This is a genomic window from Bacillus sp. MT94 (genome assembly GCF_058792475.1).
This window is the reverse complement of sequence record NZ_JBXAEZ010000001.1, coordinates 117,851-143,385: the sequence shown is the minus strand read 5'-3', so window position 1 is coordinate 143,385 and position 25,535 is coordinate 117,851. Positions and strand designations below refer to the sequence as shown.

23 protein-coding genes, 1 pseudogene and 1 riboswitch are annotated in these 25,535 nt (G+C 32.9%); of the genes and pseudogenes, 6 read left to right on the top strand and 18 right to left on the bottom strand.

Annotation, left to right across the window (positions count from 1 at the left end; all coding sequences use genetic code 11):
* Window positions 1–65: 65 nt before the first annotated feature.
* The 4 genes from nheC to AC1Q51_RS00640 all read right to left on the bottom strand — a co-directional run bounded on the left by nheC (window position 66) and on the right by AC1Q51_RS00640 (window position 6,084).
* Complete coding sequence (gene nheC / locus AC1Q51_RS00655; protein WP_492331309.1) at window positions 66–1,145, bottom strand: non-hemolytic enterotoxin NHE subunit C; 1,080 nt, start codon at window positions 1,143–1,145, stop codon at window positions 66–68.
* Window positions 1,146–1,252: 107 nt separating this feature from the next.
* On the bottom strand, window positions 1,253–2,461 hold the full coding sequence (nheB, locus tag AC1Q51_RS00650; RefSeq protein WP_000162968.1) for a non-hemolytic enterotoxin NHE subunit B: 1,209 nt from the start codon (window positions 2,459–2,461) through the stop codon (window positions 1,253–1,255).
* A gap of 37 nt (window positions 2,462–2,498) precedes the next feature.
* A complete protein-coding gene (gene nheA, locus AC1Q51_RS00645; protein WP_000751828.1) occupies window positions 2,499–3,659 on the bottom strand; it encodes a non-hemolytic enterotoxin NHE subunit A in 1,161 nt (386 codons plus the stop codon).
* 598 nt (window positions 3,660–4,257) lie between these two features.
* A complete protein-coding gene (locus AC1Q51_RS00640; protein WP_098221588.1) occupies window positions 4,258–6,084 on the bottom strand; it encodes an APC family permease in 1,827 nt (608 codons plus the stop codon).
* A gap of 144 nt (window positions 6,085–6,228) precedes the next feature.
* Window positions 6,229–6,375, bottom strand: a riboswitch (cyclic di-AMP (ydaO/yuaA leader).
* Window positions 6,376–6,515: 140 nt separating this feature from the next.
* Between AC1Q51_RS00640 and AC1Q51_RS00635 the strand changes: the two genes are divergently transcribed.
* On the top strand, window positions 6,516–6,644 hold the full coding sequence (locus AC1Q51_RS00635; RefSeq protein ID WP_000031873.1) for a hypothetical protein: 129 nt from the start codon (window positions 6,516–6,518) through the stop codon (window positions 6,642–6,644).
* Between the two features lie 64 nt (window positions 6,645–6,708).
* Here the strand turns inward: AC1Q51_RS00635 and panE are convergent, their stop codons facing one another.
* Window positions 6,709–7,653, bottom strand: a complete 945-nt coding sequence (gene panE / locus AC1Q51_RS00630) for a 2-dehydropantoate 2-reductase (RefSeq protein ID WP_001221913.1) — start codon at window positions 7,651–7,653, stop codon at window positions 6,709–6,711.
* A gap of 175 nt (window positions 7,654–7,828) precedes the next feature.
* Between panE and AC1Q51_RS00625 the strand changes: the two genes are divergently transcribed.
* Window positions 7,829–9,304 (top strand): hypothetical protein, encoded by a 1,476-nt coding sequence (locus tag AC1Q51_RS00625; protein WP_492331308.1) that lies wholly within the window; start codon window positions 7,829–7,831, stop codon window positions 9,302–9,304.
* A gap of 189 nt (window positions 9,305–9,493) precedes the next feature.
* On the opposite strand, the gene trhO is transcribed toward AC1Q51_RS00625, so the two are convergent.
* Window positions 9,494–10,453 (bottom strand): oxygen-dependent tRNA uridine(34) hydroxylase TrhO, encoded by a 960-nt coding sequence (trhO, locus tag AC1Q51_RS00620; RefSeq protein WP_000246224.1) that lies wholly within the window; start codon window positions 10,451–10,453, stop codon window positions 9,494–9,496.
* Window positions 10,454–10,931: 478 nt separating this feature from the next.
* Between trhO and AC1Q51_RS00615 the strand changes: the two genes are divergently transcribed.
* Window positions 10,932–12,227 carry an Nramp family divalent metal transporter gene (locus tag AC1Q51_RS00615; RefSeq protein ID WP_097961192.1) on the top strand — a complete coding sequence of 432 codons (1,296 nt, stop codon included), beginning with the start codon at window positions 10,932–10,934 and terminating at the stop codon, window positions 12,225–12,227.
* Window positions 12,228–12,286: 59 nt separating this feature from the next.
* On the opposite strand, the gene AC1Q51_RS00610 is transcribed toward AC1Q51_RS00615, so the two are convergent.
* The 3 genes from AC1Q51_RS00610 to AC1Q51_RS00600 form a co-directional block, all read right to left on the bottom strand.
* A complete protein-coding gene (locus AC1Q51_RS00610) occupies window positions 12,287–13,147 on the bottom strand; it encodes a M23 family metallopeptidase (RefSeq protein WP_492331307.1) in 861 nt (286 codons plus the stop codon).
* 71 nt (window positions 13,148–13,218) lie between these two features.
* Complete coding sequence (locus AC1Q51_RS00605) at window positions 13,219–14,319, bottom strand: sensor histidine kinase (protein WP_170954600.1); 1,101 nt, start codon at window positions 14,317–14,319, stop codon at window positions 13,219–13,221.
* Complete coding sequence (locus tag AC1Q51_RS00600; protein ID WP_492331306.1) at window positions 14,285–14,983, bottom strand: response regulator transcription factor; 699 nt, start codon at window positions 14,981–14,983, stop codon at window positions 14,285–14,287. The genes AC1Q51_RS00605 and AC1Q51_RS00600 overlap by 35 nt, the downstream gene beginning before the upstream one ends.
* Window positions 14,984–15,125: 142 nt before the next feature.
* Here AC1Q51_RS00600 and AC1Q51_RS00595 point away from each other — a divergent pair, with 142 nt between their 5' ends.
* Window positions 15,126–15,656, top strand: coding sequence for a GNAT family N-acetyltransferase (locus AC1Q51_RS00595; protein ID WP_000483972.1), 531 nt, complete (start codon window positions 15,126–15,128; stop codon window positions 15,654–15,656).
* A gap of 92 nt (window positions 15,657–15,748) precedes the next feature.
* Here the strand turns inward: AC1Q51_RS00595 and AC1Q51_RS00590 are convergent.
* The 9 genes and pseudogenes from AC1Q51_RS00590 to AC1Q51_RS00550 form a co-directional block, all read right to left on the bottom strand.
* A pseudogene (locus AC1Q51_RS00590) lies at window positions 15,749–16,044 on the bottom strand (hypothetical protein); the annotation flags it as partial.
* Between the two features lie 117 nt (window positions 16,045–16,161).
* Window positions 16,162–18,195, bottom strand: a complete 2,034-nt coding sequence (locus tag AC1Q51_RS00585; protein WP_139213207.1) for a class I SAM-dependent methyltransferase — start codon at window positions 18,193–18,195, stop codon at window positions 16,162–16,164.
* A gap of 66 nt (window positions 18,196–18,261) precedes the next feature.
* Window positions 18,262–18,504 (bottom strand): hypothetical protein, encoded by a 243-nt coding sequence (locus AC1Q51_RS00580; protein WP_141505434.1) that lies wholly within the window; start codon window positions 18,502–18,504, stop codon window positions 18,262–18,264.
* On the bottom strand, window positions 18,501–18,881 hold the full coding sequence (locus AC1Q51_RS00575) for a BA_1872 family lipoprotein (RefSeq protein ID WP_000838921.1): 381 nt from the start codon (window positions 18,879–18,881) through the stop codon (window positions 18,501–18,503). The genes AC1Q51_RS00580 and AC1Q51_RS00575 overlap by 4 nt, the downstream gene beginning before the upstream one ends.
* A gap of 80 nt (window positions 18,882–18,961) precedes the next feature.
* Entirely contained in the window at window positions 18,962–19,246 is a 285-nt protein-coding gene (locus AC1Q51_RS00570) for a DUF4176 domain-containing protein (protein ID WP_000531359.1), read from the bottom strand.
* A 1-nt stretch (window position 19,247) separates the two neighbouring features.
* The gene (locus AC1Q51_RS00565) at window positions 19,248–19,457 is read right to left on the bottom strand and encodes a hypothetical protein (RefSeq protein WP_001036914.1); all 210 of its coding nucleotides are present in this window, start codon (window positions 19,455–19,457) and stop codon (window positions 19,248–19,250) included.
* A 14-nt stretch (window positions 19,458–19,471) separates the two neighbouring features.
* Window positions 19,472–20,344, bottom strand: coding sequence for a WXG100 family type VII secretion target (locus tag AC1Q51_RS00560; protein WP_023521673.1), 873 nt, complete (start codon window positions 20,342–20,344; stop codon window positions 19,472–19,474).
* Window positions 20,345–20,402: 58 nt separating this feature from the next.
* Window positions 20,403–21,203, bottom strand: a complete 801-nt coding sequence (locus AC1Q51_RS00555) for an ABC transporter ATP-binding protein (protein ID WP_139213205.1) — start codon at window positions 21,201–21,203, stop codon at window positions 20,403–20,405.
* Between the two features lie 345 nt (window positions 21,204–21,548).
* Window positions 21,549–23,177, bottom strand: a complete 1,629-nt coding sequence (locus AC1Q51_RS00550; protein WP_065228631.1) for a peptide ABC transporter substrate-binding protein — start codon at window positions 23,175–23,177, stop codon at window positions 21,549–21,551.
* A 380-nt stretch (window positions 23,178–23,557) separates the two neighbouring features.
* On the opposite strand from AC1Q51_RS00550, the gene AC1Q51_RS00545 reads away from it, so the two are divergent.
* Together AC1Q51_RS00545 and AC1Q51_RS00540 are read left to right on the top strand one after the other, a co-directional pair.
* Entirely contained in the window at window positions 23,558–24,133 is a 576-nt protein-coding gene (locus AC1Q51_RS00545; protein ID WP_000533752.1) for a TetR/AcrR family transcriptional regulator, read from the top strand.
* A gap of 47 nt (window positions 24,134–24,180) precedes the next feature.
* On the top strand, window positions 24,181–25,401 hold the full coding sequence (locus AC1Q51_RS00540; protein ID WP_492331305.1) for an MFS transporter: 1,221 nt from the start codon (window positions 24,181–24,183) through the stop codon (window positions 25,399–25,401).
* Window positions 25,402–25,535: the final 134 nt, after the last annotated feature.

The window sequence follows — 25,535 nt, the reverse complement described above, 5'->3', positions numbered from 1 at the left end:
ATAATTGCAAGTTCAACTCTCACAAAAAACAGGATAAAAAATAAACAGCAGAACTAGTCCACTGTTTACTTTGCCACACCTTCATGTAATTTTTCTGTATAATCCTTTACATCTTTCCAGCTATCTTTCGCTGTATGTAAATCTTCTTTTATAAACGTAAACTCTTCTGGAGAAATTCCTTTTACGTTTTGTAGTAAATTATTATATTTTGCACCTACTGTATACCATTGATTTGATATGTTTTGTAGTGCTGTAATTGCTGCATCAATTGTTTCTGTCATGTTTGTTGTTTTATTTTTTACATCAGTCAAAATTAAGACTTCTGCTTGCGCTCCTGAAATTCTATCTTTTAAATTAGCGATTTCTCTTTCTGCATTTGCGATATCTTTTTTCGCAACCGCAATCATTGGCCCGCCAGCAAGACATGTTATTAATGCTATGCAAAGTACGCCACCAGCAATGACCATATCATTACTCTTTTTAATTGAATCGTTATATGTATTTATTTGTTGCTCTAAAGCTGGAATACCAGCATTCGTACTTGCCAATATCGCTGTTAACTGATTTGTATCCTCTTTGAAACTATTTGTATCTTTCGCCATTCTATCGCGAAAAGCTTTCAAATTTCCTAATAATCCATCTACCTCATTTTGATTCTTTACAATATCCGCATACAACTTTTCTAAATCCGCTTTTAATTTTCCACTATCCTTTTGATCAATCGCTATTAACATGTCATTATAATACGATTGAAAAGTATTATTGTAATTTATAATATTTTGATCTGTTTTCATAATTTGAGGCTTCATATTATTTAACCAATATGCTGCATTAATTTTTGCATCTCTTTGATGCTGAATCATATTCCCTTTAAATTCACTATTAATCGAACTTATTTTACTTAAATCCGTCTCTTGTTGATTTTGAATTAATTTTGCATATGAATCCATTGCAAATATGCTTGATGTCGTTTGTGCCATTACATCTTGGAATCCTGCTGGTCCAAGAGAATAGTTTTTCACATTTTCTTGTAGCACCTTTACATTTTGTTCTGCTGCAAAAGGATGTAAAGGAAATGCGTTACTTGTTGCCACCCCAGCAATCATTACCGCTAAAAGACATTTTTTATAAAAACTTTTCTGCATATTTTTCACCTATTCTCCTTATAAGGATATCAAAAGCTCCTGCTCACAACTGAACAGGAGCTTCAAATCATTCATCAACACTTAACGCTCTAACGATTCGTATTCAATTATGCTTTTTTCGTATCTACTACTTTAATATCTTCAGCATAAATCTTTTCTGCATAGTCTTTAATGTTTTTCCAGCTATCTTTCGCAATGTTTAAATCTTCTTTAATGAAAACTAGGTCGTTTGGACTAATAGAATCTACATTTTGAAGTAAAGAATTGTATTTTGATCCCATTGTGTACCATTGGTTTGAAATATTTTGTAACGCTGTAATTGCAGTATCAATTGTATTTGTTAAATACTCTGTTTGTGTTTTAATGTTCGTTAATCCTGCTACTTCTAATTGCGCAGTTGTAACTTGTCCTGTTATCTTTTGAATTTCTGCTTGTGCATTATCAAGCTCTTTCTTCGCTAATACGATTCCAGCTGTACCACCGCCTACAGCTGCTGCACCACCTGCAATTAATGCTACTCCTAGCGGTGTTCCTGCGCCCGTAGCAATAACTACTGCACCACCGATAATTGCAATTGGTCCTAGAGCTGTCGCAACAGATGAACCGATAATAATTGCATTATATTTACTAATTGCTTCATTGTACGTTGTAATTTGATTTTGCAGAAGCGGAATCCCTGCATCTTGACTAGCTAATATAGATGTAATTTGATTTGCATCACCCTTGAAGTTTTGCGTATCCGAAGTCATTTTATTTCGGAATTTCTTCAAGTCTTCTACTAACTGATCCACTTGTGCTTTATTTTCATTAATACTACTTGATAATCTAGTTAAGCCTTTCGTAAGAGTCGCTTTATCCTTTGCATCAACTGCAGCAACTAAAGTATCATAATAGTTTTGGAATTTCGTATTGTAGTTAATGATATTTTGATTTGTTGAAATAAGCTGTGGTTTTAATACATCTAACCATTGCTTCGCATTTCCTCTAGCTGTATCTTGGTGCTGAATTACTTTCCCTTTTAAAGCCGCATCAACAGACGATACATTTCCAAAGTTAACATTACCTTGTTTAATAATTGTTAAAGCGTACAGATCCATTACTAAAGCATTTGAACCTGTTCTTTCCATTGCATCTTTCAAGCCTTCTGGTCCTAATGAGTATTCTTCATAGTCATTATAAGCTTTTGCTACCGCATGAACTGGAGCTTGTTTCACTGTACTTTCAGCTGCATACGTATGAGCCGGCATAATATTTCCTGCTGCAAATACTGCCATAAGTGCTGATAGAGCCATTACTTTATAAGGTTTTTTTGTCATTTTTCTTCTCTCCCTATATCGCTAATTATTTTTCTGTTTAATGTACTTCAACGTTTGTAACGTAATCTTCAAATTGATTTGTTTGCTTATTCATTTCATCACTTACTTTTTTAATTTGATTGAAATGTTTTTGAAGTAAACTACTGTCTGTATACGTGCCTTCTTCAACATTTGTTTGAATTTGAATCATATTATTATTTAAAACTTTCCAATCCGTTAATAACGTTTCTAAAGTTGTAATTTGACGATCAATTAATTCTGTAAAGCTATTTACTTGATCTTCAACGAATGTAATTTGAGTCGCCTCTGCTTCAGTTTGTGATAACTTTTGAATAAGTGGTAATAACTCTTTTTGCTTTTGTTGAATGCGAAGAGCTGCTTCTCTCGTTTGACTATCTGCAGCATTTACAATTTCATTACTTAAAGTACCAATAGAAACAAAATCGATTGTTTTCGTTTGTGCAGTTTGATTTGTGATTGTAAATACTTGTTTACCGATATTAATAGAACCTTTAATGATTTCTTGAGGTCTATTCAAAATAGTAGTTAGTTCAGCTTGAATTTCCCCTTGAATTCTTTTAATATCTTCTCTTAATTTCACAATATCTCCACTTGATCCTTGCAGTGTTTTTATTGCTTCATCGGCTTTAATTGATAAGTTGTTACTATCTTTGTCTAATACTGTTTTAAATCTATTTAACTCTAATAAATCTTGCTCCATACTCTCTTGGATGCTTTGTACTTGCAATTGTAATTTTCCATATGCACTCATAAAATCTGCTTTTGCTTGCTGATCTTCATTTACGTTTCCTGCTAGTTCATAGAGCTTACTATAATAGCTATTAAATCTAGTGCTGTATCTCATCATTTCTTGATTTAAGTCAATTAGCTTCGGATTATATTCATCAATCCATTCTCTTACATTCGCCTTTGCAAACTTTTGATGATTCGTTAAGCTACTCATCGCATTTACCTTAATGTCTGGCTGTTGCAAGATAATTAATCCGTATGCTTGAATAAGCGGTGATTGTGATCCTAACATTCTAATTGAATTGGATAATGTATTTGGAGCAATTACATTTTGCGCATATACTGTTTTCACTTCTGTTTGCCCCTCCTTAGCGTAAGCGCTTACAGGAATGAAGCAACTCGTAGATACTGCTGTAACCAATAACCCTGTAATTAAAGTCTTTTTCACTTTAACTCCTCCTATGTATTAGCAACTATTACTATCGCATTTTATTATTCTATTTTCTTGCCCATAATTTGAGATGATTAAAATAGAGAACGTTCTCACCGTGATCCATGTATGAACCACCTCTCTCGTATTGCTACAGTACTTACTTATCGTCACAAAACATTTTATTATTTTTCATATGTGTTTAGTACGAATAACATTGTATAAATTTTCTATTTCATCGAAATTCTCACATTCACATAGTGAATATATTACTTAAAAATATTATTCATTTTAAACTAAACAACATGCGTAAATATGAAATTTCGTTTTGTTTTCATATATGTTTTGTACTGTAAGGTCATTTAAACACAGCTGTTTATATAACGTAAAGAAGTATTTTCATTCCCTTTATTTTCAAGCTTTCATGTCCTTATTTCAAAATATAATCCGATTCACTTTATCGATTGAAATATCTATATATCACAACAGAAAACACTACTTGCAAATAACCGATAAAATTATATTAATATAATTTTTAAATCCGTATGCAATTATGCATAGCATATACACAAAAAGGATAGCTTCATTTTCACGAAGCTATCCTTCAAAAATCTTCTTATTTTTTCAAATGATATGGAACTGTCGTAATAACAACATTTCTTTTATAAAGTAAATACGCACGTATGAGTAAACTGGATTGATTATGAAGAATGTTATGCCAACCTTTTTTCGGAATGAACTGTGGTATAACGACCGTAACGCGGTAATTCGATTCACTTGCCTTATACTGCACTGTATCAATGAATTTCGTTAGCGGCTGAATAATACTTCTATAATGAGAATGTAATGTAACAAGCCTTACTTCAGGTTGCCACACCTTCCATTTCTCTTCAAATTTCTTTTCCTCTTCTCTGTCAAAAGCAACATATACAGCGATAACTTGATCTGCAGAAAGAGATTTCGCATAGTTCAATGAATTTTCTACTACATGCGTCATACCTGCTACAGGAACGACAATTACATTCCCCTCAATTGGAATAAGAGGTTCACAAGTTTTTAAACTTAATTGATCACCCACTGCATCATAATGCTTCTTAATTCGATGAAACAAGAAGATAATAGCAGGTAAGAAAATAAGAATCGACCAAACTTGTGCAAATTTAGTTAAAAAGAACATGCTCATTACGATAAAACTAATAACTGCACCTATTAAATTAACCGTTAATTTTAAAGCCCATCCTTCAGGTTTTTCGCGAAGCCACTTTAATACCATCCCTGTTTGAGAAAGTGTAAATGGAATAAATACACCTACTGCATATAACGGAATTAAATGTTCTGTTTGTCCTTGGAAAGCTACAATTAAAATAATCGAAGCAACTCCAAGTATTATAATACCGTTTGAGTAACCTAGACGGTCTCCTCTAATCGTAAACATTCTCGGTATGAATTTATCTTTTGCAAGGTTAACCGCTAATAAAGGAAATGCAGAATAACCTGTATTAGCAGCAAGAATTAATATTAAAGCTGTTGTACCTTGTATGAAATAGTACATGAAATTACGTCCAAATGTTTGTTCAGCAATTTGAGAAACAACTGTTACTTCTTTACTCGGAGTCACTCCGTAATAATAAGCTAAAAATACAATTCCTGAAAATAACACAGCAAGTAATGCACCCATTGCAAGCAATGTTTTTGCAGCATTGTTTGGCGCAGGATCTTTAAAGTTCGGAATTGCATTTGAAATTGCTTCAACACCTGTTAAAGCAGAACTACCTGATGCAAATGCTCTTAGTAATAAAAATAAACTAATCCCTGCAACTGGTGTACCAATCGGCGCATGTAAAGTGGGTGAAACATGACCAGTTAAAATATTATATATGCCCACACCAATTAATATAAATAGTGCTAAAACGAATAAATAAACAGGATATGCTAAAACGGAAGCTGACTCCGTTACTCCCCTTAAATTTAATATCGTAATTAATATAACAAATATAACCGCAATAATTACGTTGTGTGCATGTAAGCTAGGAAACGCAGACGTAATTGCATCTGTACCAGCGGACACACTTACCGCAACAGTTAAAATATAGTCAACTAATAAAGACCCTCCAGCAATTAAGCCTGGATTCATCCCTAAATTTTCTTTTGATACAACATACGCTCCCCCGCCATGCGGATAAGCAAAAATAATTTGACGATAAGATAAAATAAGGGCTGTCAATAATACTAATACCCCAACAGCGATCGGAATGGAATACCAATAAGCGATCGCTCCAACACCTGCTAAAGCAATTAAAATTTGCTCTGGACCGTAAGCAACTGATGACAATGCGTCAGAAGATAAAATAGCTAAAGCTTTCGTTTTATTAAGCTTTTGTTCTCCAAGCTCTGTTGATTTTAACGGTCTTCCAATTAAAAATCTTTTAATAGATGAAACCAATGCTGTCCACTCTCCAATAATTTTGTACGAACTTTTCTGCTTGTTGCAGCCAGTAAACTATTTACTCAGAAAACAAAAAATGTCTACAAGCCATAGCGAAATAGACTTGTAGACATTATTTTTTTTGTCGCACAAGCTCCACCTTCCTTCTCAATATAACGCTTACGAGGTTAGCTGTCGGATTCGGGCCTATGAGTAGCCCTACCTTTTTTAAGGATTCACCCCATCGGATTATGTACTAATCCGTAAAAACGGGTCCCCCGTACCATGCGGTTTCAGCGATTTAGAAAATTGAAACTGTGGATTATAATACTCCTTTATTTTCAAAAAGTAAACAAAAATTTTTAATAAGAAAAAAATTAAAATGATTGTGCATAATCCACTGAGAAATATACATAATGAATACTAAAAAATCCGCAAAGGAGACCCATATGTCTAAAGAAAAGAAGCCTATTTTTTCCGATTCATATTTAGATGCAGTAGCAAATGAAATTAATCAGTTATATGGTAAACGTGAACAGGAAATAAATTTGACAGATAGAACGAAAAGAAATAAATAATTTGTCATACAAAAAAATAAAAAAGATAGCAATACACTTATATATTGCTATCTTTTTTATTTTTTCATACATCTAATTCTATTACAGATTTGTTAAAGGTCATCTCTTCATACACCTTTAAATTTTGATATATAGATTCTAATAATGGTGCCGCTATAGAAAATTTCTCTGCTACATCCAGTAAATATCCTTGCAAGTGCTTCCCTTCAATAAACGACCCCTTTTCCATATCACGTTGCATTGATGACTTCATATCATACGAAATTTTATCAATCGTTTTCATATGTTCCTGGGCAATATTAGCCTTTACTGGAGCTCCTAATACTCTCATGATTTGTACAGATTCCTCAAACACATTACGGATAAAATCACGGCCGCCTTCACTTTCACGGATTGGTCCAATTGGTGCACGCATTAACGTTGTCACACCTGACATTACAGTAATAAATAAATATTTATGCCACATATCTTGCGTAATATTTTCACTTAAAACAAAACTAGATTTCGTACCTGAAAATGCTTTAGAAATATGCTTTACTCTCTCTGAATTTTGAGACTTAATTTCTCCAAACACAAGTCTGTTGGCAGCGCTAGTTTGTACAATTTCTCCTTGATTGTTTAACGTCGTCTCGATAAAGCATAAACCGCCAATTACTTTTTCTTCGCCGAATTCTTTTTGTAATAGCGATAAATGAGCGATACCATTTAACAATGGAATGATTACAGTATTTTCGCCAACAAACGGCTTCAAATCTTGAATTGCCTCGTTTAAGTGATACGCTTTTGTTGAAAATAAAATGACATCAAATGGAGAAGTTCGCTCTTCTTTCGTTATTAATTTCGGTCGGAAGGAAAAATCCCCGTTAACACTTCGGATTACAAGTCCTCTTTCCTCTAATTGTTTTTTCCGTTTACTACGAACAAGAAACGTGACATCTTCTCCCTTCTCGACTAATCTGCCACCAAAAAATCCTCCGACTCCACCAGCGCCTAATACTAAAATCCGCATACAGCATCCCCCTTTTCAAAATACAATTTTATAACTTTTAGTATACATAACATTATACATGTTCCCTGATAAATAAGCTGAATTTTCACTCTCAATTGAGTATAAAAGAGTGGTTATTTTCAAATAAATTTGGGCATGTTGTTTCTATAGCATATATGGAAAGGACACAATGTAGATGGAGGCAATACAATCAATTGAGGAAAAAGGTGTAGCAACAGCTATATTCCAATTTATATTCCCGTTTTCGTTTAAAGCTGGATATGAACAAAATATGTTCCCTTTCTTACAAAAAAACGATTTTTGTCCTTTTCGGCTCGATCATCTCGATGATGAAAATACATATTATGGGGAGTTTAAAGTTTCACATCAAAATATGGAAGCATACTATCTTTCATTTACAAATAAAATTCTCTTTCCTCATTCAGAGCATCAAAAGGGCTTGCAACGTTATTCAAAGGACCTTAACTTAACTGGACATTTAACAACAAACCTTATTTCAATTCCATTCAAGATACACTCTATTGATGTAACACTTTGTCCTTATGAACTTGGCTTCTTAACAATTCGAACAGAAGTAAACACTGCTCCAAACATGACTTTATCTGAAGCAATCGAATTCGCTGCTCGCTTCCGTGTACTTGAAACTAAAAATGATACAAATGAGACTATTTGTATTGAATGTAACGGAAAGAAGTATTCCCAAGTTGAAAAATTCATTTTTGGTTATTTATTTCATGGTGTAACTGATTTCTTTGAAAAGAAGAGATTAAGAAGTTCATACTTTCAAACCTTCCCTTTCTTTGAAGACCAAAGAATGTACGTTCAAACTTTATTGTCACTAAAAGAAGGTATGGAACTTAATGAAGTAGATGTTTATCGTACTTCTAGTCTTTCCGGATTAACAAGTGATGGTAAGCCCTATGTGAGTGCAAATAACCTTCCTTACATTCATGACTATTTAAAAAAACACGCTTACCAGAGATGGGCTCCAAATCGTTATTTCATAATGGAAGAACATATTTTTACATGTGTAACAAATGATGGAGAACGCGAAATCTCTAAACTTGCTAGTCAAATGTTCGGAGAATTTTATTACGCTTTATTATTAAACCTATTTCATAAAATTGTTTTATTAAAAATGGCAAACGCCTATGCTGAGCTAAACATTGAACAAGATACTAATGAAATAGAGAAATTAATTTATTCGATCAATTCGTTCACTGCTAATTATTTTTCTTTAGAATTAGTATCCCAATCACAAAGTGAAGATATTTTCTTTCGCTTAAGAAAACTTTTTAATATTGAGGTTCTATACTCGAATGCGAAACAAAATCTTGATAGTTTGTTTAAATATCAAGAAAATGTCGCCTCTAAAAAAGATAGCCTTTTATTATTAATTTTAACGCTCTACTCTGTAGTGGGCCAAATGTTAGGGTTTACTATGATCGACCTTTTAAGAAACACCGATTCAAACAAAATATCGTCACCTCTTGAGTTTTTCGCTCTATTAATTGCGATTAGCGGCATTGTCATTTCACTTATTTTAGGAGCCCAAAGTTTATACCAATGGGGTCTACAGCATAAACAAAGAAAAGCTTGGGTAAAACAAACGGTACTGTCTGCTGTAAAAGAAAAAGAGGATAAAAACTAAAGAAGGTTATTTTCAAATTCTTGGTGTGCTACAGTAAGTGAAATTTTTATCAGCGATTTTTAAGATATATCAGCGATTTTTTAAATATATCGACTTACCGACAAAAAACGACAAATGACAGGACTGGATAATAAAAAAAGGGTACTCCAAAATAAAACTTGGAGTACCTTTTTATTATACGAATTCAGCTTACTTCCCTGCTTCGATTTTCTCTAATGCAGCAGCTACTTGTTCTTCAGTTAATTCATGTTGTATTACATAGCGGTTACGTGGACTTACACGACATTCATGAGAACATGCACGTAAATATTTCGCTTCGTTTTCTTCAGAACATAAAATTTTCTTATTACATTCTGGATTTGAACAGTTTACATAGCGCTCACATGGTTCACCTGTAAAGTGATCTTTACCAACGATAACATGTTCTTTTTGGTTTACTGGAACAGCGATACGTTCATCAAACACGTAACATTGCCCATCCCAAAGCTCACCTTGTACTTCTGGATCTTTTCCGTACGTTACAATTCCGCCGTGAAGCTGACTTACATCTTCATAACCTTCACGAACTAACCAACCAGAGAATTTCTCACAACGAATTCCACCTGTACAGTATGTTAAAATCTTTTTACCTTCAAGTGTTTCTTTGTTTTCTCTAATCCAATCTGGTAATTCACGGAATGATTCGATATCAGGTTTAATCGCGCCTTTGAAGTGTCCTAAATCAAACTCATAATCATTTCGTGCATCAATGATAACTGTATCTTCTTGTTTCATTGCCTCATAAAAATCTTTTGGCTCTAAATACTTCCCAGTTATTTCGTGTGGGTTAATGTCATCTTCTAGACGAAGTGTAACTAATTCTGGACGAGGACGTACGTGCATTTTCTTGAATGCATGCCCTTCTTCTTCATCTATTTTAAATACGATACCATCAAAACGTGGATCATTATTCATTGCTTCCATGTATTTCTCTGTTTGCTCTACAGTTCCAGAACAAGTTCCGTTAATACCTTCTTTTGCTACAAGAATTCTTCCTTTTAATTCAAGTGAATTACAAAATGCTAAATGCTCTGCAGCAAATTCTTCTGGGTTTTCAATTGTTGTGTACATGTAATATAGTAATACTCTGTATGGTTTTGTAGTTGCCAATGTATTTCTACCACCTATCTAATTTTTAAAATCATGTATAAGTTAACGTTCATATCAAAACATATATAATAAGAAAATGAATCCCATTTTCTTTTCTTTATACTATTTTCTATCAGTTAACAAAAATAAAAAACAAGATTACACATCATAACACTATGGTTATGTTGTAATCCCAATATATTATATATCATACAATTGCAATTCCATCAATTAATATGCTGTATTATCAGCTTTATGTTCACATAAATTTCAAAAACAGCCCTTTAATTCACTATGTTTCCCCATGTCATCACACCATAAACTCCCAATTCATTTTACATTATCACACCATCCATTGCATAAAGGCATATAATTTGCATTAAGGAAACTTTCGTGTTCAAATGAAATTATCACATAACATATTTAAATGTATTGAAATAATGAGTAAGAATAAATACAATAATTTCATCAAGTTAACATTTTAAAGGGGAAAACTACTATGAATAAAGATATAACAAAAGATAAACATCTCCCTTCTGAAAGTACAACTGTACAATCAGCTCACTTAGCTTTAAGTGGAGAAACAAAAGGCTGGAAAAGACTGTTACCATTTTTAGGACCCGCTTTTATCGCGTCCGTTGCTTATATTGATCCTGGCAACTTTGCTACAAATATCGCAGCTGGTTCACAATATGGATATTTACTATTATGGGTAATACTTGCTTCTAACTTAATGGCTGTATTAATCCAAACTTTATCAGCTAAATTAGGAATTGCTACAGGAAACAATTTACCCGAAATAGCTCGTGAAAACTTTCCAAAGCCTGTGTCTATCGGCTTATGGATACAAGGTGAACTAGTTATTATGGCTACAGATTTAGCGGAATTTATTGGAGCTGCTTTGGGGCTTTACTTACTATTTGGAATCCCGATGCTACCTGCCGCTTTAATTACTGCAGCCGGATCATTTATTATTCTTGAGTTTCAACGTAGAGGATTTCGTCCACTAGAAGCTATTATTACAGGAATGATTTTCATTGTAGTAATCGCTTTTGGGATTCAAGTTTTTTATGCAAAACCAGAATTAAGTCCCCTTCTTTCAGGACTATTTATTCCAAAATTCCAAGGTGTAGACAGTATATTACTTGCAGCAGGAATTTTAGGTGCAACAGTTATGCCGCATGCAATATACTTGCATTCTGCATTAACACAACGCCGCGTGGTCGGAACAACTGACGAACAAAAGAAAAAGATTTTTCGTTTCGAATTTATCGATATTATTATTGCAATGGTTATTGCTGGAGCAATTAATGCAAGTATGTTAATTGTTGCTGCTGCACTATTTTTTAAAAACGGCTTGCACGTTGAAGATTTAGATGTTGCTTACACTCAATTTACCAATTTAGTAGGTCCTGTATCAGCTGCATTATTTGGAATTGGACTTTTATCAGCAGGACTATCTAGCTCTTCTGTCGGTACAATGTCGGGTGATATTATTATGCAAGGTTTCATTCGCATGCATATTCCGTTATACTTACGCCGATTTATTACAATGATTCCACCATTAGTTATTATCGCTTTAGGTGTAAATCCAACTTACGCTCTAGTCATGAGCCAAGTCGTCTTATCATTCGGTATTGCATTTGCGCTAGTACCACTTATTATGTTTACAAGTAACAAAAAGATTATGGGTGCACTCGTTAACCACCGTATAACAACATTTATCGCTTGGATAATTGCAGCACTCGTTATCATTTTAAATATCTTCTTACTGTATCAAACATTTGTAGGATAATGAAAAAGGGTATTCCAATTTTAATTTGGAATACCCTTTTTGGATGAAATGATTTTCTTCTAGTTACCACTTATGTATGTCCCTCTTTCCGGCATCATGACACCATTTTCAGTTCGAAAGTAAAGTGGCAATCCTTCCGCAAAAAACATACTTACCTTGGACGGATCTTGCCTTTGATGATGAATATGTAAATGCGGCTCACTTGAACTTCCTGAGTTACCGACTTGAGCAAGAACTTCTCCCTCTCTTACACGTTGTCCTTCTTTCACTTTAATTGACCCTTTCTTTAAATGGGCAAGAATTAAAAATGTGCCTGTTTCATCTAGTCGTAAATAAATATGATTCCCAGCCATTGACTGAAAATTATCCGATCCCGGAACTAAATCTTGTTCATTATTATTAATTGATACCACCGTCCCAGAAGCTGGTGCCATTACTTTCGCTCCATATATTCCGTAATCCTCTAACTTACTACTTTTCACTTCAGCAGGTGGAATGAGAATATCATATGCCCACCTTTCATTTGGTTTTATAACGTGATAGTTCGTTTCTAACCGATCACCACCCCAACCTATTAATACCCGTTCATTCAAAGGAAAACGAACTACTGTTTTAGGACTCATAGATTGTATATCTGCTGGATAAGCAATTCTACCTATATTAGCAAACCAACCGACAGGCCAAGCTCCAATGATAGAAAACAGAATGATTAAAAATAGCGTTCTATCTATCCGCTTTCTAAAAATGCCTTTCCAAAAAAATATTATTACTGATCCTATCAAGAGGAAAACTGAAATAAAACTAAAAGCCTGAATACTCCACCAAACAAAAACTGATGTAACACCATTAGCTACATAAACTAAGATCCAACTTATAATTAAAAAAGAAACTATAATTACTAATAAAAATTTCTTCCACATGTCGCATCCCTACTCTCATATCCTTCTTCTCAATGATACAAAGTAAAAATTACGACATATAAAAGAAATACTTACGACTTTCTTACTTTTTTATACTGCGGTAATTTCACAGTAAAAACTGTTTCTTTATCGTTACTACGTACAGTGATATCCCCTTGATGGAGATCGGCTATACTTTTTGAAATTGCAAGTCCTATTCCTTTCCCGCCCGTATGAGAACTACGTGATTTTTCACTACGATAAAACTTCTCAAAAATGTAAGGAAGGTCCTCTTTCGGAATGCATTGTCCAAAATTTTTAATTTCTACTTCAACATTCATTGTTTTATTGAAAATTTCAATTGCAATTCCCTTTCCATCTCTCCCGTACATAATACTATTACCTATTACATTTTCAAATAGTCTCACTATAAGTGTCACATCAACTTCTACATGTAGCACTTCATCACTTTTAATATAAAAGCTCATATTGGCATCATCTAATTGTGGTACAAAGTCAATCATGATTTGTTCAATTAATGCTTTCATATCTACTTCATCTTTATGTAATTCAATCTCTCTATAATTTATTTGACAGTATTCTAATAAATCATCTACTTGATTTTTTAATTCATAACTTTTTCGCTTTAATATACTTACATACTGTTCACATTCTTCTCCATTCGAATGGAGTTTATTTCCTAACAGGTCCGCATAACCGATTAAAGATGTTACTGGCGTTCGTAAGTCATGAGAAATATTACTAATCATTTCATTTTTCATTTCCTGTGATTTTTTTTCATTTTCAATAGACTCTTTTAAGCTTTTCGCCATTCTATTAACATTTGCTGCTAGTTCACCAATCTCGTCATTTTTCAAAATAGGTATATGTATTTCAAAATTACCGTCACTTATTTCCTTCACGTTCTTGTTAATTTGAGACAACCTTTTCATCAGTGTTTTTGTCATTAATGCAAAGTATGTTGTAGTAAAAATCAAAAAAACTATAAAATATAAAAATGAATATTTTTCCTCTAAAACATTAACCTGACTATATATATTTCCAACCAAAATTTGAAACACTATTATACTTACAGTTGCTAACAAGATGCTACATATGAATGCGATAAAAAACTTAGCTCTAATACCTTGTAATGATTTAATCTTCAAATTTATATCCGACTCCCCAAACATTTTGAATAAACTTCGGTTCTTTTGGATTCTCTTCAATTTTATTTCTCAATCTTGCAATATGAACCATTACTGTATTATTATTTTCATAGGCTCTTTCGTTCCAAACGCTCTCATATATTTCTTCAATTGTGAACACACGATTCCTTGCAGCTGCCATTAAGTGTAAAATATCATATTCAGTTTTCGTAAGATTCATTGTTTCTCCATATAACATTACAGTTCTCGACGCTTCATCTATTTCTAAACCTCTAATATTTATTTTCTTTTCCATTACTTGGACAGCATTTTGGTTGAAATATGTATACCTTCTTAATTGAGCTTTCACTCTTGCGATAAATTCAATTGTACTGAACGGCTTCACAATATAATCATCTGCCCCAGTACTAAATCCAATTACCTTATCGACATCCGATGATTTCGCGCTTAAAAACATAATTGGTAAACTATGTTTCTCTCTAATCCTTCTACACAATTCTATCCCATCCATTTGTGGCATCATAATATCCAAAATAGCAAGTTGAATACTGTTATTATTTATTATTTCTAAAGCCTCTTCTCCGTTATGAGCACTAAAAACTTTAAAACCTTCTTGCATTAGATTCACTTTTATAAATTGAACAATATCTTGATCATCATCTACAATTAAAATTGAATTTTTCTCCATATACAAACCTCTTTTTGAAATATATTCCACAATCAATTTTATCATAAATTAAAACTATACTCCCCTCTTGAATAATCTTTATTTTCAGACTAGATTATATAATAACAACACATTCTAGTTTCAAAAGAAATGGAGTGAAAGCATGTTTCCTATATTGAAAACAGACCGACTCATTTTAAGAGAACTTACCGAAGAAGATGCACCGCGTATACTACAATGCTTTTCTAATACTAATGTACTGCGCTATTATGGCCAAAAACCGTTACAAGATATTGATCAAGTGAAGCAAATCATTCATAATTTTAAGTTGAGTTACAATGCAAGAAGCGGTATAAAATGGGGAATCGAATTAAAAGACACGAAAGAACTCATTGGTACCATTGGTTTTCACGATTGGTCTTCTGAGCATAAACGAGCCAATATAAGTTATGCCTTTTTGCCTGAACACTGGGGAAAAGGATATGCGACTGAAGCTGTTTCTGAGGTTATATCATACGGTTTCCATACGATTCATTTAAAGCGGATTGGAGCAATTGTATTTCTTGAAAATGAAGCTTCCAATAAAGTACTATTAAAATTAGGCTTTGAAAAAGAAGGCGTTCTAAAAAATTATATGTATCAAGATGATGTCCCATATGATACGAATTTTTACGCTTTATTAAAATCGGTTTAATAGAATTCATGTGTAAAAAACTTGTTTTAGTACACTAGATATAGGTAGTGAATTTTTAATGAAGGATGCTAAGTACTATACATTATAAAACATTAAAAAAGGGCTATGAGTAAACTTTTACTCATGCCCCTTTTTATGTTCTTTTTCTGTTTTCGCAATGCTTTTGGAATATGTACGCAAAAGGCTCACTTTCCATTTAATCCCCCGTCATCGCATATGCTCTAGAACGAAATTCCCCACAAACATACCGAAACTCAAAAATACCACACTTCCCCTTATCCTTATCTGGATTACGAAGGTTTTGAAACACAGGGGAGTTTCGATAAATTTCAGCTAGCGATGTTGTTCTAATGTTCCCGGTTTTAATTACCAATACCTTATTTGGATATGTTTCTCAGTATAAAATTAAGAAATTAGGAATTTTTCATTACTCTAAAAACACGCTCTTTAACTGAAGATTATTAAATTAAGTTTTTTAAAATTATATTTTTAAAGGTTTTCAACATCATTGCCTCTTTTCTAAAACCATAAAGAAAGTACTATCTGGTAGCGCAACCGCATTCCCAGACTCATCTGTAAACTCGATTTTCTCGCTAAGATGGTTTGTATATCCATCCTGCAAATAGTTCATAGCTTGAACGATGTTTACTTTATCTCCAAAGATACTCTTTACAAAATCCTTATAATCGTTTGGCGTAAAGATTCCAAACTGCTCCTGCACTTCATGAACGAAGGAGTCCTCGCCCCAAGTATATGTATATAAGAACTCCATTGCATCGTTAACAGGCATTTTGACTGTATTTTCTGCAATTACTTCATACTGGATTGTACGCCCCTTAAATTCATGGGCATACTGCTCTAAGAACTTCATTCCATCTGCATCTTTAAAACGAATCAACCGCATTAACTTTTTATCTTCGGTCATGATGCCATCACGAATGATAATACGACCTCCTCGCTTTAACACCTTATAGGCACTCTGCAGCCCCTTTTTAATAACTTCATGATTGAATTTCTTACCTTCATACTCGATATAAGAGAACAGCTCATGAAGGATAGAAGAATATACAATCGTATCAACCGATTCTTGTTCAAACGAGCTGCTTAAGTTGATTGCATCTCCTTTAATGACGTCCCAAGAACGCCCTTCGTTCTGCTTCTTCTTTTTCAACGTATCAATCACGTTTTCAGAAATATCGATACCGTAGATTCGTTTATTCTCGGTCTCTTCTTCAATCATGTCTAGCATGACACCACCACCAGCTCCGACATCTACAATCGTATCTCCCTTTATATAATCAAGAATAATTCGTTTATCATCAGCCGAGCTATTCATATGCTCCAAATACACTTCTTCGTTATGGAATCTATCATATGCATCCTTTCGTAACCCGAAGAAATCAAACAGCAGCACATTTGCCCGAGCATGCATCATATCTATCTTTTCTGCCTCTACACAGAAGGTAATTAACGCCTCACCTACAGCAGAAAACTGAAACGACACATACGCAGTCTTCATATCTTCATCGACTTTAACCTTAAAAGAAACATGCGTTGTATTCGGTTTCTCGTTCTCACGGTACTCCCGTAGATACTTCTCAATAACCCGCTTACGATACACGTTGTCCTTTTTTTCGCCTTTAAAATCATAATGCAGCTGTTGCATCAATTTCTCGAAATGTATATGCTGAACTTTTCTAGTGCCTATCTCATTCTTTAACATAACAAAAACTGTCCAAATATCCTCAAAGCTAAGAGCATGCATAGACGGTTCTACATACCATAAATCCTTATCAAATAAGAATGTTTGAACGTCACTCTTCTCGCTCCCCATAATTATATCTTTTTCAAATGCTGACTCCTTATGTTTTGGCGTGAGTCTATGTATGCGAGAAGTAAATGGTTCCATATAACCATCAAACAAACCATCAATTGTAATCTTCACATCGTTCTTCACTTCACTCCACAAAGCTTTTGATACGCCCTCAATAATGCATTGGTTAAGATAGTATAGAATCTCCTTTAACCTAACGTCTCCGTATTCTTCTTTATATGTGTTAATTAAATCAATATGGGAGTCCAAACGAGCCTCTCCGCGGATATACTGCCCGATTAATCCATGTGTTCTAATTAAATCTCGAATAAACAAATACTCAATAGCGTTTAAGTTTGTCTCTACACGTTCAATAAACTGAATGTCACTAAAGATATCAGCAGAACCCTCATTATGTACCAATAGATTAATCCCTTTTTTCTTCCATTGCTCCCGCTGTTTTAAAGATCCTACCTTTGCAAGTTCACTATACGTTAGTACCTTTTCAATAATATGATACGCTTCTTCAGCTAAAGGCAATCCATCTAGCACTTGCAGCGTACGGTGTACATAGTACAACACTGCATCTGTTTTTAATGCACCAAGTGCTTGTACATTCTCATAGTTTTGATGTATCTCCTCTGCCTCAATTAGATGTTTTAACCACGTAGGGATTGCAACAGAAATCCCTTCAATGTATGTATTTAGAACTTCAATGCTTTTCAACTTATTTCCCTCCATATATAATCAATATCTGTAGTAAAGTCTGGGACACCTTCTCCAAAAAGAGCATCACCTTATGTCCCTCCCCCTAAATACTACTACTTGCTTTTTACCATCTACATCTCTTTCGAATAAAAATGCATCAAACCCAGTCTTTTTATCATGTAAAAGAGAGATATCAATTTCGTTACTAACATGCCAAGGTTGTAACATATTCTTTTGTTCATCTCTTATTTTAACTTCATTTGTTTTAACAGAATCAACTGAAAATGGAAAAGGCAAGCGGGTGCACTCCACTTGCCATTTTTTCATAGCTTAGTATGTATTTGAATTTCTTTTGCTTTCTCTTTTTCACCCTTCACGCGTACAATTAAATCATATGATCCGGATTTTGGAGCTTCAAAAGAAAGCAAACCTTCTTTTTGAGAAGTGATTTCTTCTTCATAAATAACCTTATCATCTTTTGTAACTTGTAATAAAATTGTACCTTCTTCAACAGCTGCTTCATAAGGGATTTCCACATTTCCTTTTTCAGCTTTAAGCGTTTGTACATCGTAATACCCTTGCAGAGAACCAATTTTCAAAGTCGTTTCGCCATTTTTTTGAACCTTTGTAACTTGTGTTGCTGTATTGCACGCACTTAACAATACAACAAGAGTGAGAATCATAAATAAACGTAATGATTTCATAGAAATTCCCCTTTTTTTATGTATATGAGAATTAAAATCCATTCTTTAACTATTTCAAAAACACCAACACCTAAAAAGAATCACTGCTTTTCTTCAATTTCTTTTTTAAATAATTTTTGAAACTCTAATTCTGTTTCATTAATAAAACCAAGATGTAACACACTAGAAATATCTTCATGATTCAAGAAGAAATTGTACTCTGAAGAAATATTACCATGAGGGAAATAACAACATACATAATCCCATGTTGTTTTTGTTTCAGAATCCATTTGTCTTCTTCCATAAACCATTAATGGATGTTCCCAATCTTTAAACATTACAACAGAACCTATTGGAAGTAATTCTAACTCTAAATTTTGTCCCATCTTATTTCCCACCTCTTAAAATAGCTTTTTTTACAATAAAATACATAATAGAGAATAGTAAACAAGCTCCAATTGTACCGAAAGTTGCAATTGAAATTTTCCCTGCTAATGATTCATTTGGATCTAATGCATTAGGTAAAACTGTCCCAAAAATTGCAATGCAAGCTAATATAACCATAAAATATTTTAAAATTTTCACTTTCTTATTCATACTAATTTTCCCCTTTATTCTTTAATAGCAAATTCTCCACCAAATCCCCATAAACCTACACCAGGACCAAATGGTACATGGAATTTCACTCCACTTTTTCCAGCTTCTAAAGATCCCCCGACTGTCCCAAGTGACGCCGATCCTCCAATTTGTAATTTTTTATCAGAAAATGGAAGTGGGATTTTTATAGCACTCTCATATTTTACCAGAGTAGCTTCAGCTCCTATATGTAAATTCCCATTTTCTACATGAGCACCTAACTCTGCAGTAGCAAGTGCTACTTTAGCTTCAGCTCCCACATTAGATCCTTTAATATTCTCTAGTTCTATTCCAGCTTGAGCTACCGTAAAACCAGCCATTGGTCCAAAAGTTTGTTCCCTCTTGTTTTTATCTTTCACATCAAATTTATCATAAGTACGAGAACTTACAAATGGCTCAGCTTCAACTGTAAGCCCCTTAATGAATAGACCACCAGTTCCCTTTTCATCTACAAGTGATTTTTCATATTTTTCACCATTAATTACATAACCAATTCCTTTTACAACTACTCCAGCTCCCGCTTCAACTGCTGACTTTGAATTCATCAAAAGTGAATCATTTTTAGAGTTTTTAGACGAGTATTCCATATCAGCTTTTTCAAATTTCTCTGCTATACGAAGTAATTCATCTTCTATTTGCTTTATAATATTAAGAAAAGATTCATGTGCTTTATTCATTCTAGGTAGATCATTATAAAAACTTAAACTGGAAGCACCAACCCATCTCATTTGAAGCTTTAATAATTCCCCTTGAATTTTAAAATGACGATCTGATTCTATATTACTAGCATATTTAAAATTCTTTGCAATTCTTCTCAATTCTTCCGGTCTAACTTGTATATTCCCCATGGATATCCCCCTATCCCAATAACGCATTCAAAAAATTTCATCACACAAATTTTTAATCCTAATCATTAAAAACCCTACTTTTTCTTACTTTAATTGTTTCTAAAATGTAGAAAAGAATCCCTAAACCAAATATCTTTTCAGCATTAGAAATATTATTACCTAATTTAATAATAGGTACATTTAATCCGAATCTTTCGCTCCATTCCAAAGGCATATATCCTCTTTTACAGTTTATTAATATCCGGTTATCCATTGTCCGAAAAGAAGTTTCGAAAAAATCAAATTCAACTTCTACTTCACAAATTTTCATCTCTTTTTCATTCATTAAAGAACCACGTACCATTCCAAATCCTTGTATCATATTTTCTTTAAACATCCCTACACAATTATAATTTGAGTCATAAATAGCCCAATCATAGTTTTCAACTTCACTATGAAAATATGCAAGAATTTCCCCATCCTTTGCTTCCAATCCAACAACTTGCTTGTTTTTTAAAAAAGGTAATTTTGAAGAAATTATATCAGTTGGAACTATAGTTGTTCCTACTATATAGGCGCCATCGGGAGTATATAAACCGTAATGTTTATTATTTTGAGGTAATTCTAGTAAAACATAAGTATCAATATCCCAAAACTTCAAATCATTTTTAGCTATATTCTCTTTTAATAAATTCCCTTTTCTTAATTGCCAAAATCCAATTCCCCCAAAAACAAACGAAGCTATAACCATAAATATTATTTCTCCCCAATTAACATCACTCCAACTATTATACAGACAATATAATCCAAAGAGAAAAATCCCTGTCCCAATTAAACACTTAAACCGTCCCCTTTTTTTATAATACTCAAATAATTCCACACAAACACCTCTATCAAATCATCTTAATACCCCAAATTACCTTTTAAGTATACCAAGGACAAAATATATAATCTAATATTTTTTTTATATAATTAAAAACAAACATAGTTACAGAAAAAGAATGTTTGTATGCTGATCTGTACTACATTTCCTTATTCCTTGTATGCTATATTTCTATTCTTCTTTTTACTTAAACAAACTGCTCAATCTTATTTGTTGCAACTTCTTATGAATGTGTACCTACAATTTTGCATTTATCTTCTTTATATGCAGGGAACACCACCAAAGGATTTCCCTGCCCCCTGTAAAAAAAACCTTACTTTTAAAAAGTAAGGTTTTTTGTATTTATTCATTAGCAATATAAGCATTCTTATAAGTATAAATACCACCAAATTGATGCTTTTCAATTCCTTTTACATAATCCTTTTGTACATATGCTGAGCCAATATGATAAAGCGGCGCCACCGCAGCATCTTCTAATAATACCTGCTCGGCTTCTCGCAACGCTTCCCATCGTTTTTCCGTATCTAGTACAAAATCCGTTTTCGCTTTCTTTATTAATTCATCGTAACGAACATTAGAATAATTCATTTTATTATTCGGATTCCCTGTCGTAAATAACTCTAAATAACTAATTGGGTCTTTATAGTCAGGTCCCCAATTTGCCATAGTTATATCGTAATCACCTATTTGTTCTAACTGTAATTTTTGCTTAAATGGCTGTTGTTTAATTTGTATCGTTAACCCTTGCAAATTCTTCTCTAAATCACCTTTTATATATTCTGCCATACGTATTGCGTTATCTTGTTCGAACGTTAAGAACTCTAGGTTTACTTGTTCTACCCCAAGCTCTTTTTTCGCTTCTTCCCAAAGTTTTTTCGCATTTTGCAAATCATATGAGGAAATATCTCCATTTTCTTTTCTAAAATCTTTACCAGTCACTTCATTTACATGACCAACTGGTACAAGTCCACTTGCAGGTTTTGCTCCGTTATTAATAAAGTGAGCAACGAAATCATCTTTATTTAACGCTAATGAAATAGATTGACGCACCTTTTTATTTGCTAACGCGTTATTTTTTTCATTAAAACGAAGCATAGCAATTCCAGGATCACTCGACATATGTAATTCCTTATTCCCTTTATACTTGTCTACAACTTGCGAATTAATAGGTACTCGATCTAAATCTCCGGCTTCATATAAATTTACAGCTGTCATTGTATCCTTTACGATATGAAAGTTTATTTCGTCTAATTTCACTTTCTTTCGATCCCAATATGTAGCATTCTTCTTTAATTGAAACTCTTGTTCATGCTTCCATTTTTCTAATACAAATGGACCGTTATATATGAGATTACTAGGTTCCAATGCATAATTGTTTCCTTGTTCTTTCAAAAATGATTCATGCTGTGGTAAGTATATAGGTAGTGCTAACAACTGTAAAAAATACGGAATTGACTGTTCAAGTTCAACTTCTAACGTATAATTATTTATCGCTTTAACCCCAAGTGCATCAAGAGGCATTGTTCCCTTATTGATCTCTTTCGCATTTTTTACATAAAAGAGCATGGACGCATATTGAGAGGCTGTTTCAGGGTTAATTGCACGTTTCCAAGCAAATATAAAATCATTTGCTGTTACATTATCCCCATTTGACCATTTTGCATCTTTACGCAAGTCAAATGTATATTTCTTACCATCTTCACTTCTTTTAAACGATTTTGCTATGGCTGGAGTAGGCTGATCTTGATCGTTTAATACATATAACCCTTCAAATATATTCTGCATAATGTGTGCTGATGTACCATCTGTTGTTTTCACAGTGTCCAGAGAAGGAATTTCTTCTGATACTGTTACATTTAACACTTGTTTTTTAACCTCTATGTCACTTTTATCCGCTTTATTATTACAAGCTGTTAATAATAAAGATGTAACAAGTGCCATTACCATTAAATGGCTCTTTTTTCGCTTCATGAGTTGTTCTCCTTAAATATAAAATATTATAAAGCGTAATATATTATAGCAGAAATACTAACAGAAAGATGCGACATTCTTTTGAATATTTATTCGTTCAAGAAAAAAACTATCCTTTTAAAAGGATATGGATTACCTTGGAATCTTTTCGATTTTTAACGAAAAAAACATATAAACTAATAGGAGCTTAACTTTTCCTCAATAAAATCGAATTTAATTGTCGCTTCAATACATACTTTCTATTTTATAGCATCTAAATACCACAATACCAAATTAACATTTACGGATATTTTACGAAACTTTCGGAAATTAAGACGAATATTCTGGACTTATCGTTCCGGAATATTTATACTAAGTTACATGAATGGAGGTGTTATAAATTGGGTAGAAGTATTAGTTTTAACAAAGAACACGCTTTAAATAAAGCTATGCATTTATTCTGGGAAAAAGGTTATGATGCTACATATATATCAGATCTTATTGAAACGATGGGTATAAGTCGATCTACTCTCTACGATAGCTTTGGAGATAAGGATGCACTATTTAAACTAGTTTTGGAACATTATAAAAATTATGGCTCTCAAAAGAGAAATTTACTTTTTAGTGGTATAAACACAAAAGCATCACTTAAATCCTTTTTTTATCAACATATTGAAAAATGTTATTCAGGTGAAATTCCAAAAGGTTGTATGATAACTAATTCTTCACTGCTTATTGGACAAATTGACCCTGCCATAGAAGAAATACTCATAAATGATTTTAATGAACTTGAAAAAGTATTTAAGCAAGTTATCGAAGAAGGAAAAAAGAAAGGAGAAATTTCACAAGAGGTTGATACTGAATTAGTTGCATATTCTTTATTAAGTTTAAATCATAGTTTGAATGTAATGTCTAAATATAAAAAAGAGAAAAATTCAGCCTATCATCTAGTAGATAAGACTATTGCAGACCTATAGTCTTTCTTTTTTAATGATTTCGGAATGAACGTTCCAAAAAGAAAGGAATGATAAAATTGACTAAAAAGACAAATTTTCTAATATTTATTTTAGCAATTAGTTGTGGTTCACTTGCTGCAAATATTTATTATGCACAACCAATTGTACAATTCATTGCAAAAGATCTGAACATTTCTTCTGATTTATCTGGATTGCTCACTACTTTGACACAAATTGGGTATGGATTGGGGTTATTTTTTATCGTACCGATGGCTGATTTATTGAAAAGTAAGAAAATAATAGGAATTCTTATCGGGTTAACTATTTTTTCATTAATTGGTACGCTAATTTCGACAAACGGAATTATTTTTTTACTATTAACAACTATAATTGGCATTGGGGCCTGTGCAGCTCAAATGTTAGTTCCACTAACAATGAGAATCATGCCAATTGAAGAGGCAGGTAAATATGTGGGTAAAGTGATGAGTGGTTTATTGATTGGGATTATGATTGCTCGCCCATTATCTATCGGAATAACAGAGTGGTTTAGCTGGAGAATGGTATTTCTTTTTTCATTAATAACCCTAGTTACCGTATTACTGTTAATTCTAAAATTTTTACCCAACTATGAAGTTATCTCAACTAGTAACATGACATATCCAAATTTAATAACTTCTATGGTAAAGCTACTAATAAATACTTCTCCTTTACAACAAAGAGCTTTTTATCACGCATGTTTATTTGCTGCATTTAGCCTTTATTGGACAGCTATTCCAATTTTATTAAGATCAGAGCCATTACATTTTTCAAATAATGAAATTGCATTATTTGGCTTTGTTGCAATTGCTGGAGCTTTATTAACTCCTACTATTGGTAAAATAGCAGATAAAGGTTATATTTTTACAATGACTAATGTATCATTGGCACTCGTACTATTATCGATCGTACTATTATTCTTTGTTCAAGATCATTCACTATTTAGCATAATTTTAATTCTTATCTCAGGTATCTGCATTGATATTGGTGTAGCAGGAAATTTATTATTAGGTCAAAAAATTATCTTTGGTTTGAATCCCGAGATAAGAAACAGACTTAATGGATTATATATGACTATTTTCTTTTTGGGAGGAGCCTTTGGTTCATGGATTGGAAGTTATACTTACTATAAATTTAATAGTGAAGTAACTTTACTCATTGGAGCTGCTTTACCTTTAATCGCCTTAATAGTTCATTTAATACACAATAATACAATAAGTTTATTAAAAACCAAAAATAAATACATGTCCTAACTATCAATGTACTCTAAAACTAGCGTCAACATCTAATTTTTTGGGTAGTGTTAGCATTATCACTTCTGTTGCAAAGTTTTAAAAAATATAGTGAGGTTTACAAATTAGAAATAGGCTGTGGAGAAGATTCTCTC

Bases quoted from the DNA above. Each gene is read 5' to 3' on its own strand.
- nheC (WP_492331309.1), bottom strand. From the start codon at position 1,145: ATGCAGAAAAGTTTTTATAAAAAATGTCTTTTAGCGGTAATGATTGCT.
- nheB (WP_000162968.1), bottom strand. From the start codon at position 2,461: ATGACAAAAAAACCTTATAAAGTAATGGCTCTATCAGCACTTATGGCA.
- AC1Q51_RS00635 (WP_000031873.1), top strand. From the start codon at position 6,516: ATGTCTAAAGAAAAGAAGCCTATTTTTTCCGATTCATATTTAGATGCA.
- panE (WP_001221913.1), bottom strand. From the start codon at position 7,653: ATGCGGATTTTAGTATTAGGCGCTGGTGGAGTCGGAGGATTTTTTGGT.
- AC1Q51_RS00625 (WP_492331308.1), top strand. From the start codon at position 7,829: ATGGAGGCAATACAATCAATTGAGGAAAAAGGTGTAGCAACAGCTATA.
- AC1Q51_RS00615 (WP_097961192.1), top strand. From the start codon at position 10,932: ATGAATAAAGATATAACAAAAGATAAACATCTCCCTTCTGAAAGTACA.
- AC1Q51_RS00610 (WP_492331307.1), bottom strand. From the start codon at position 13,147: ATGTGGAAGAAATTTTTATTAGTAATTATAGTTTCTTTTTTAATTATA.
- AC1Q51_RS00605 (WP_170954600.1), bottom strand. From the start codon at position 14,319: ATGTTTGGGGAGTCGGATATAAATTTGAAGATTAAATCATTACAAGGT.
- AC1Q51_RS00600 (WP_492331306.1), bottom strand. From the start codon at position 14,983: ATGGAGAAAAATTCAATTTTAATTGTAGATGATGATCAAGATATTGTT.
- AC1Q51_RS00595 (WP_000483972.1), top strand. From the start codon at position 15,126: ATGTTTCCTATATTGAAAACAGACCGACTCATTTTAAGAGAACTTACC.
- AC1Q51_RS00580 (WP_141505434.1), bottom strand. From the start codon at position 18,504: ATGAAAAAATGGCAAGTGGAGTGCACCCGCTTGCCTTTTCCATTTTCA.
- AC1Q51_RS00575 (WP_000838921.1), bottom strand. From the start codon at position 18,881: ATGAAATCATTACGTTTATTTATGATTCTCACTCTTGTTGTATTGTTA.
- AC1Q51_RS00570 (WP_000531359.1), bottom strand. From the start codon at position 19,246: ATGGGACAAAATTTAGAGTTAGAATTACTTCCAATAGGTTCTGTTGTA.
- AC1Q51_RS00565 (WP_001036914.1), bottom strand. From the start codon at position 19,457: ATGAATAAGAAAGTGAAAATTTTAAAATATTTTATGGTTATATTAGCT.
- AC1Q51_RS00560 (WP_023521673.1), bottom strand. From the start codon at position 20,344: ATGGGGAATATACAAGTTAGACCGGAAGAATTGAGAAGAATTGCAAAG.
- AC1Q51_RS00550 (WP_065228631.1), bottom strand. From the start codon at position 23,177: ATGAAGCGAAAAAAGAGCCATTTAATGGTAATGGCACTTGTTACATCT.
- AC1Q51_RS00540 (WP_492331305.1), top strand. From the start codon at position 24,181: ATGATAAAATTGACTAAAAAGACAAATTTTCTAATATTTATTTTAGCA.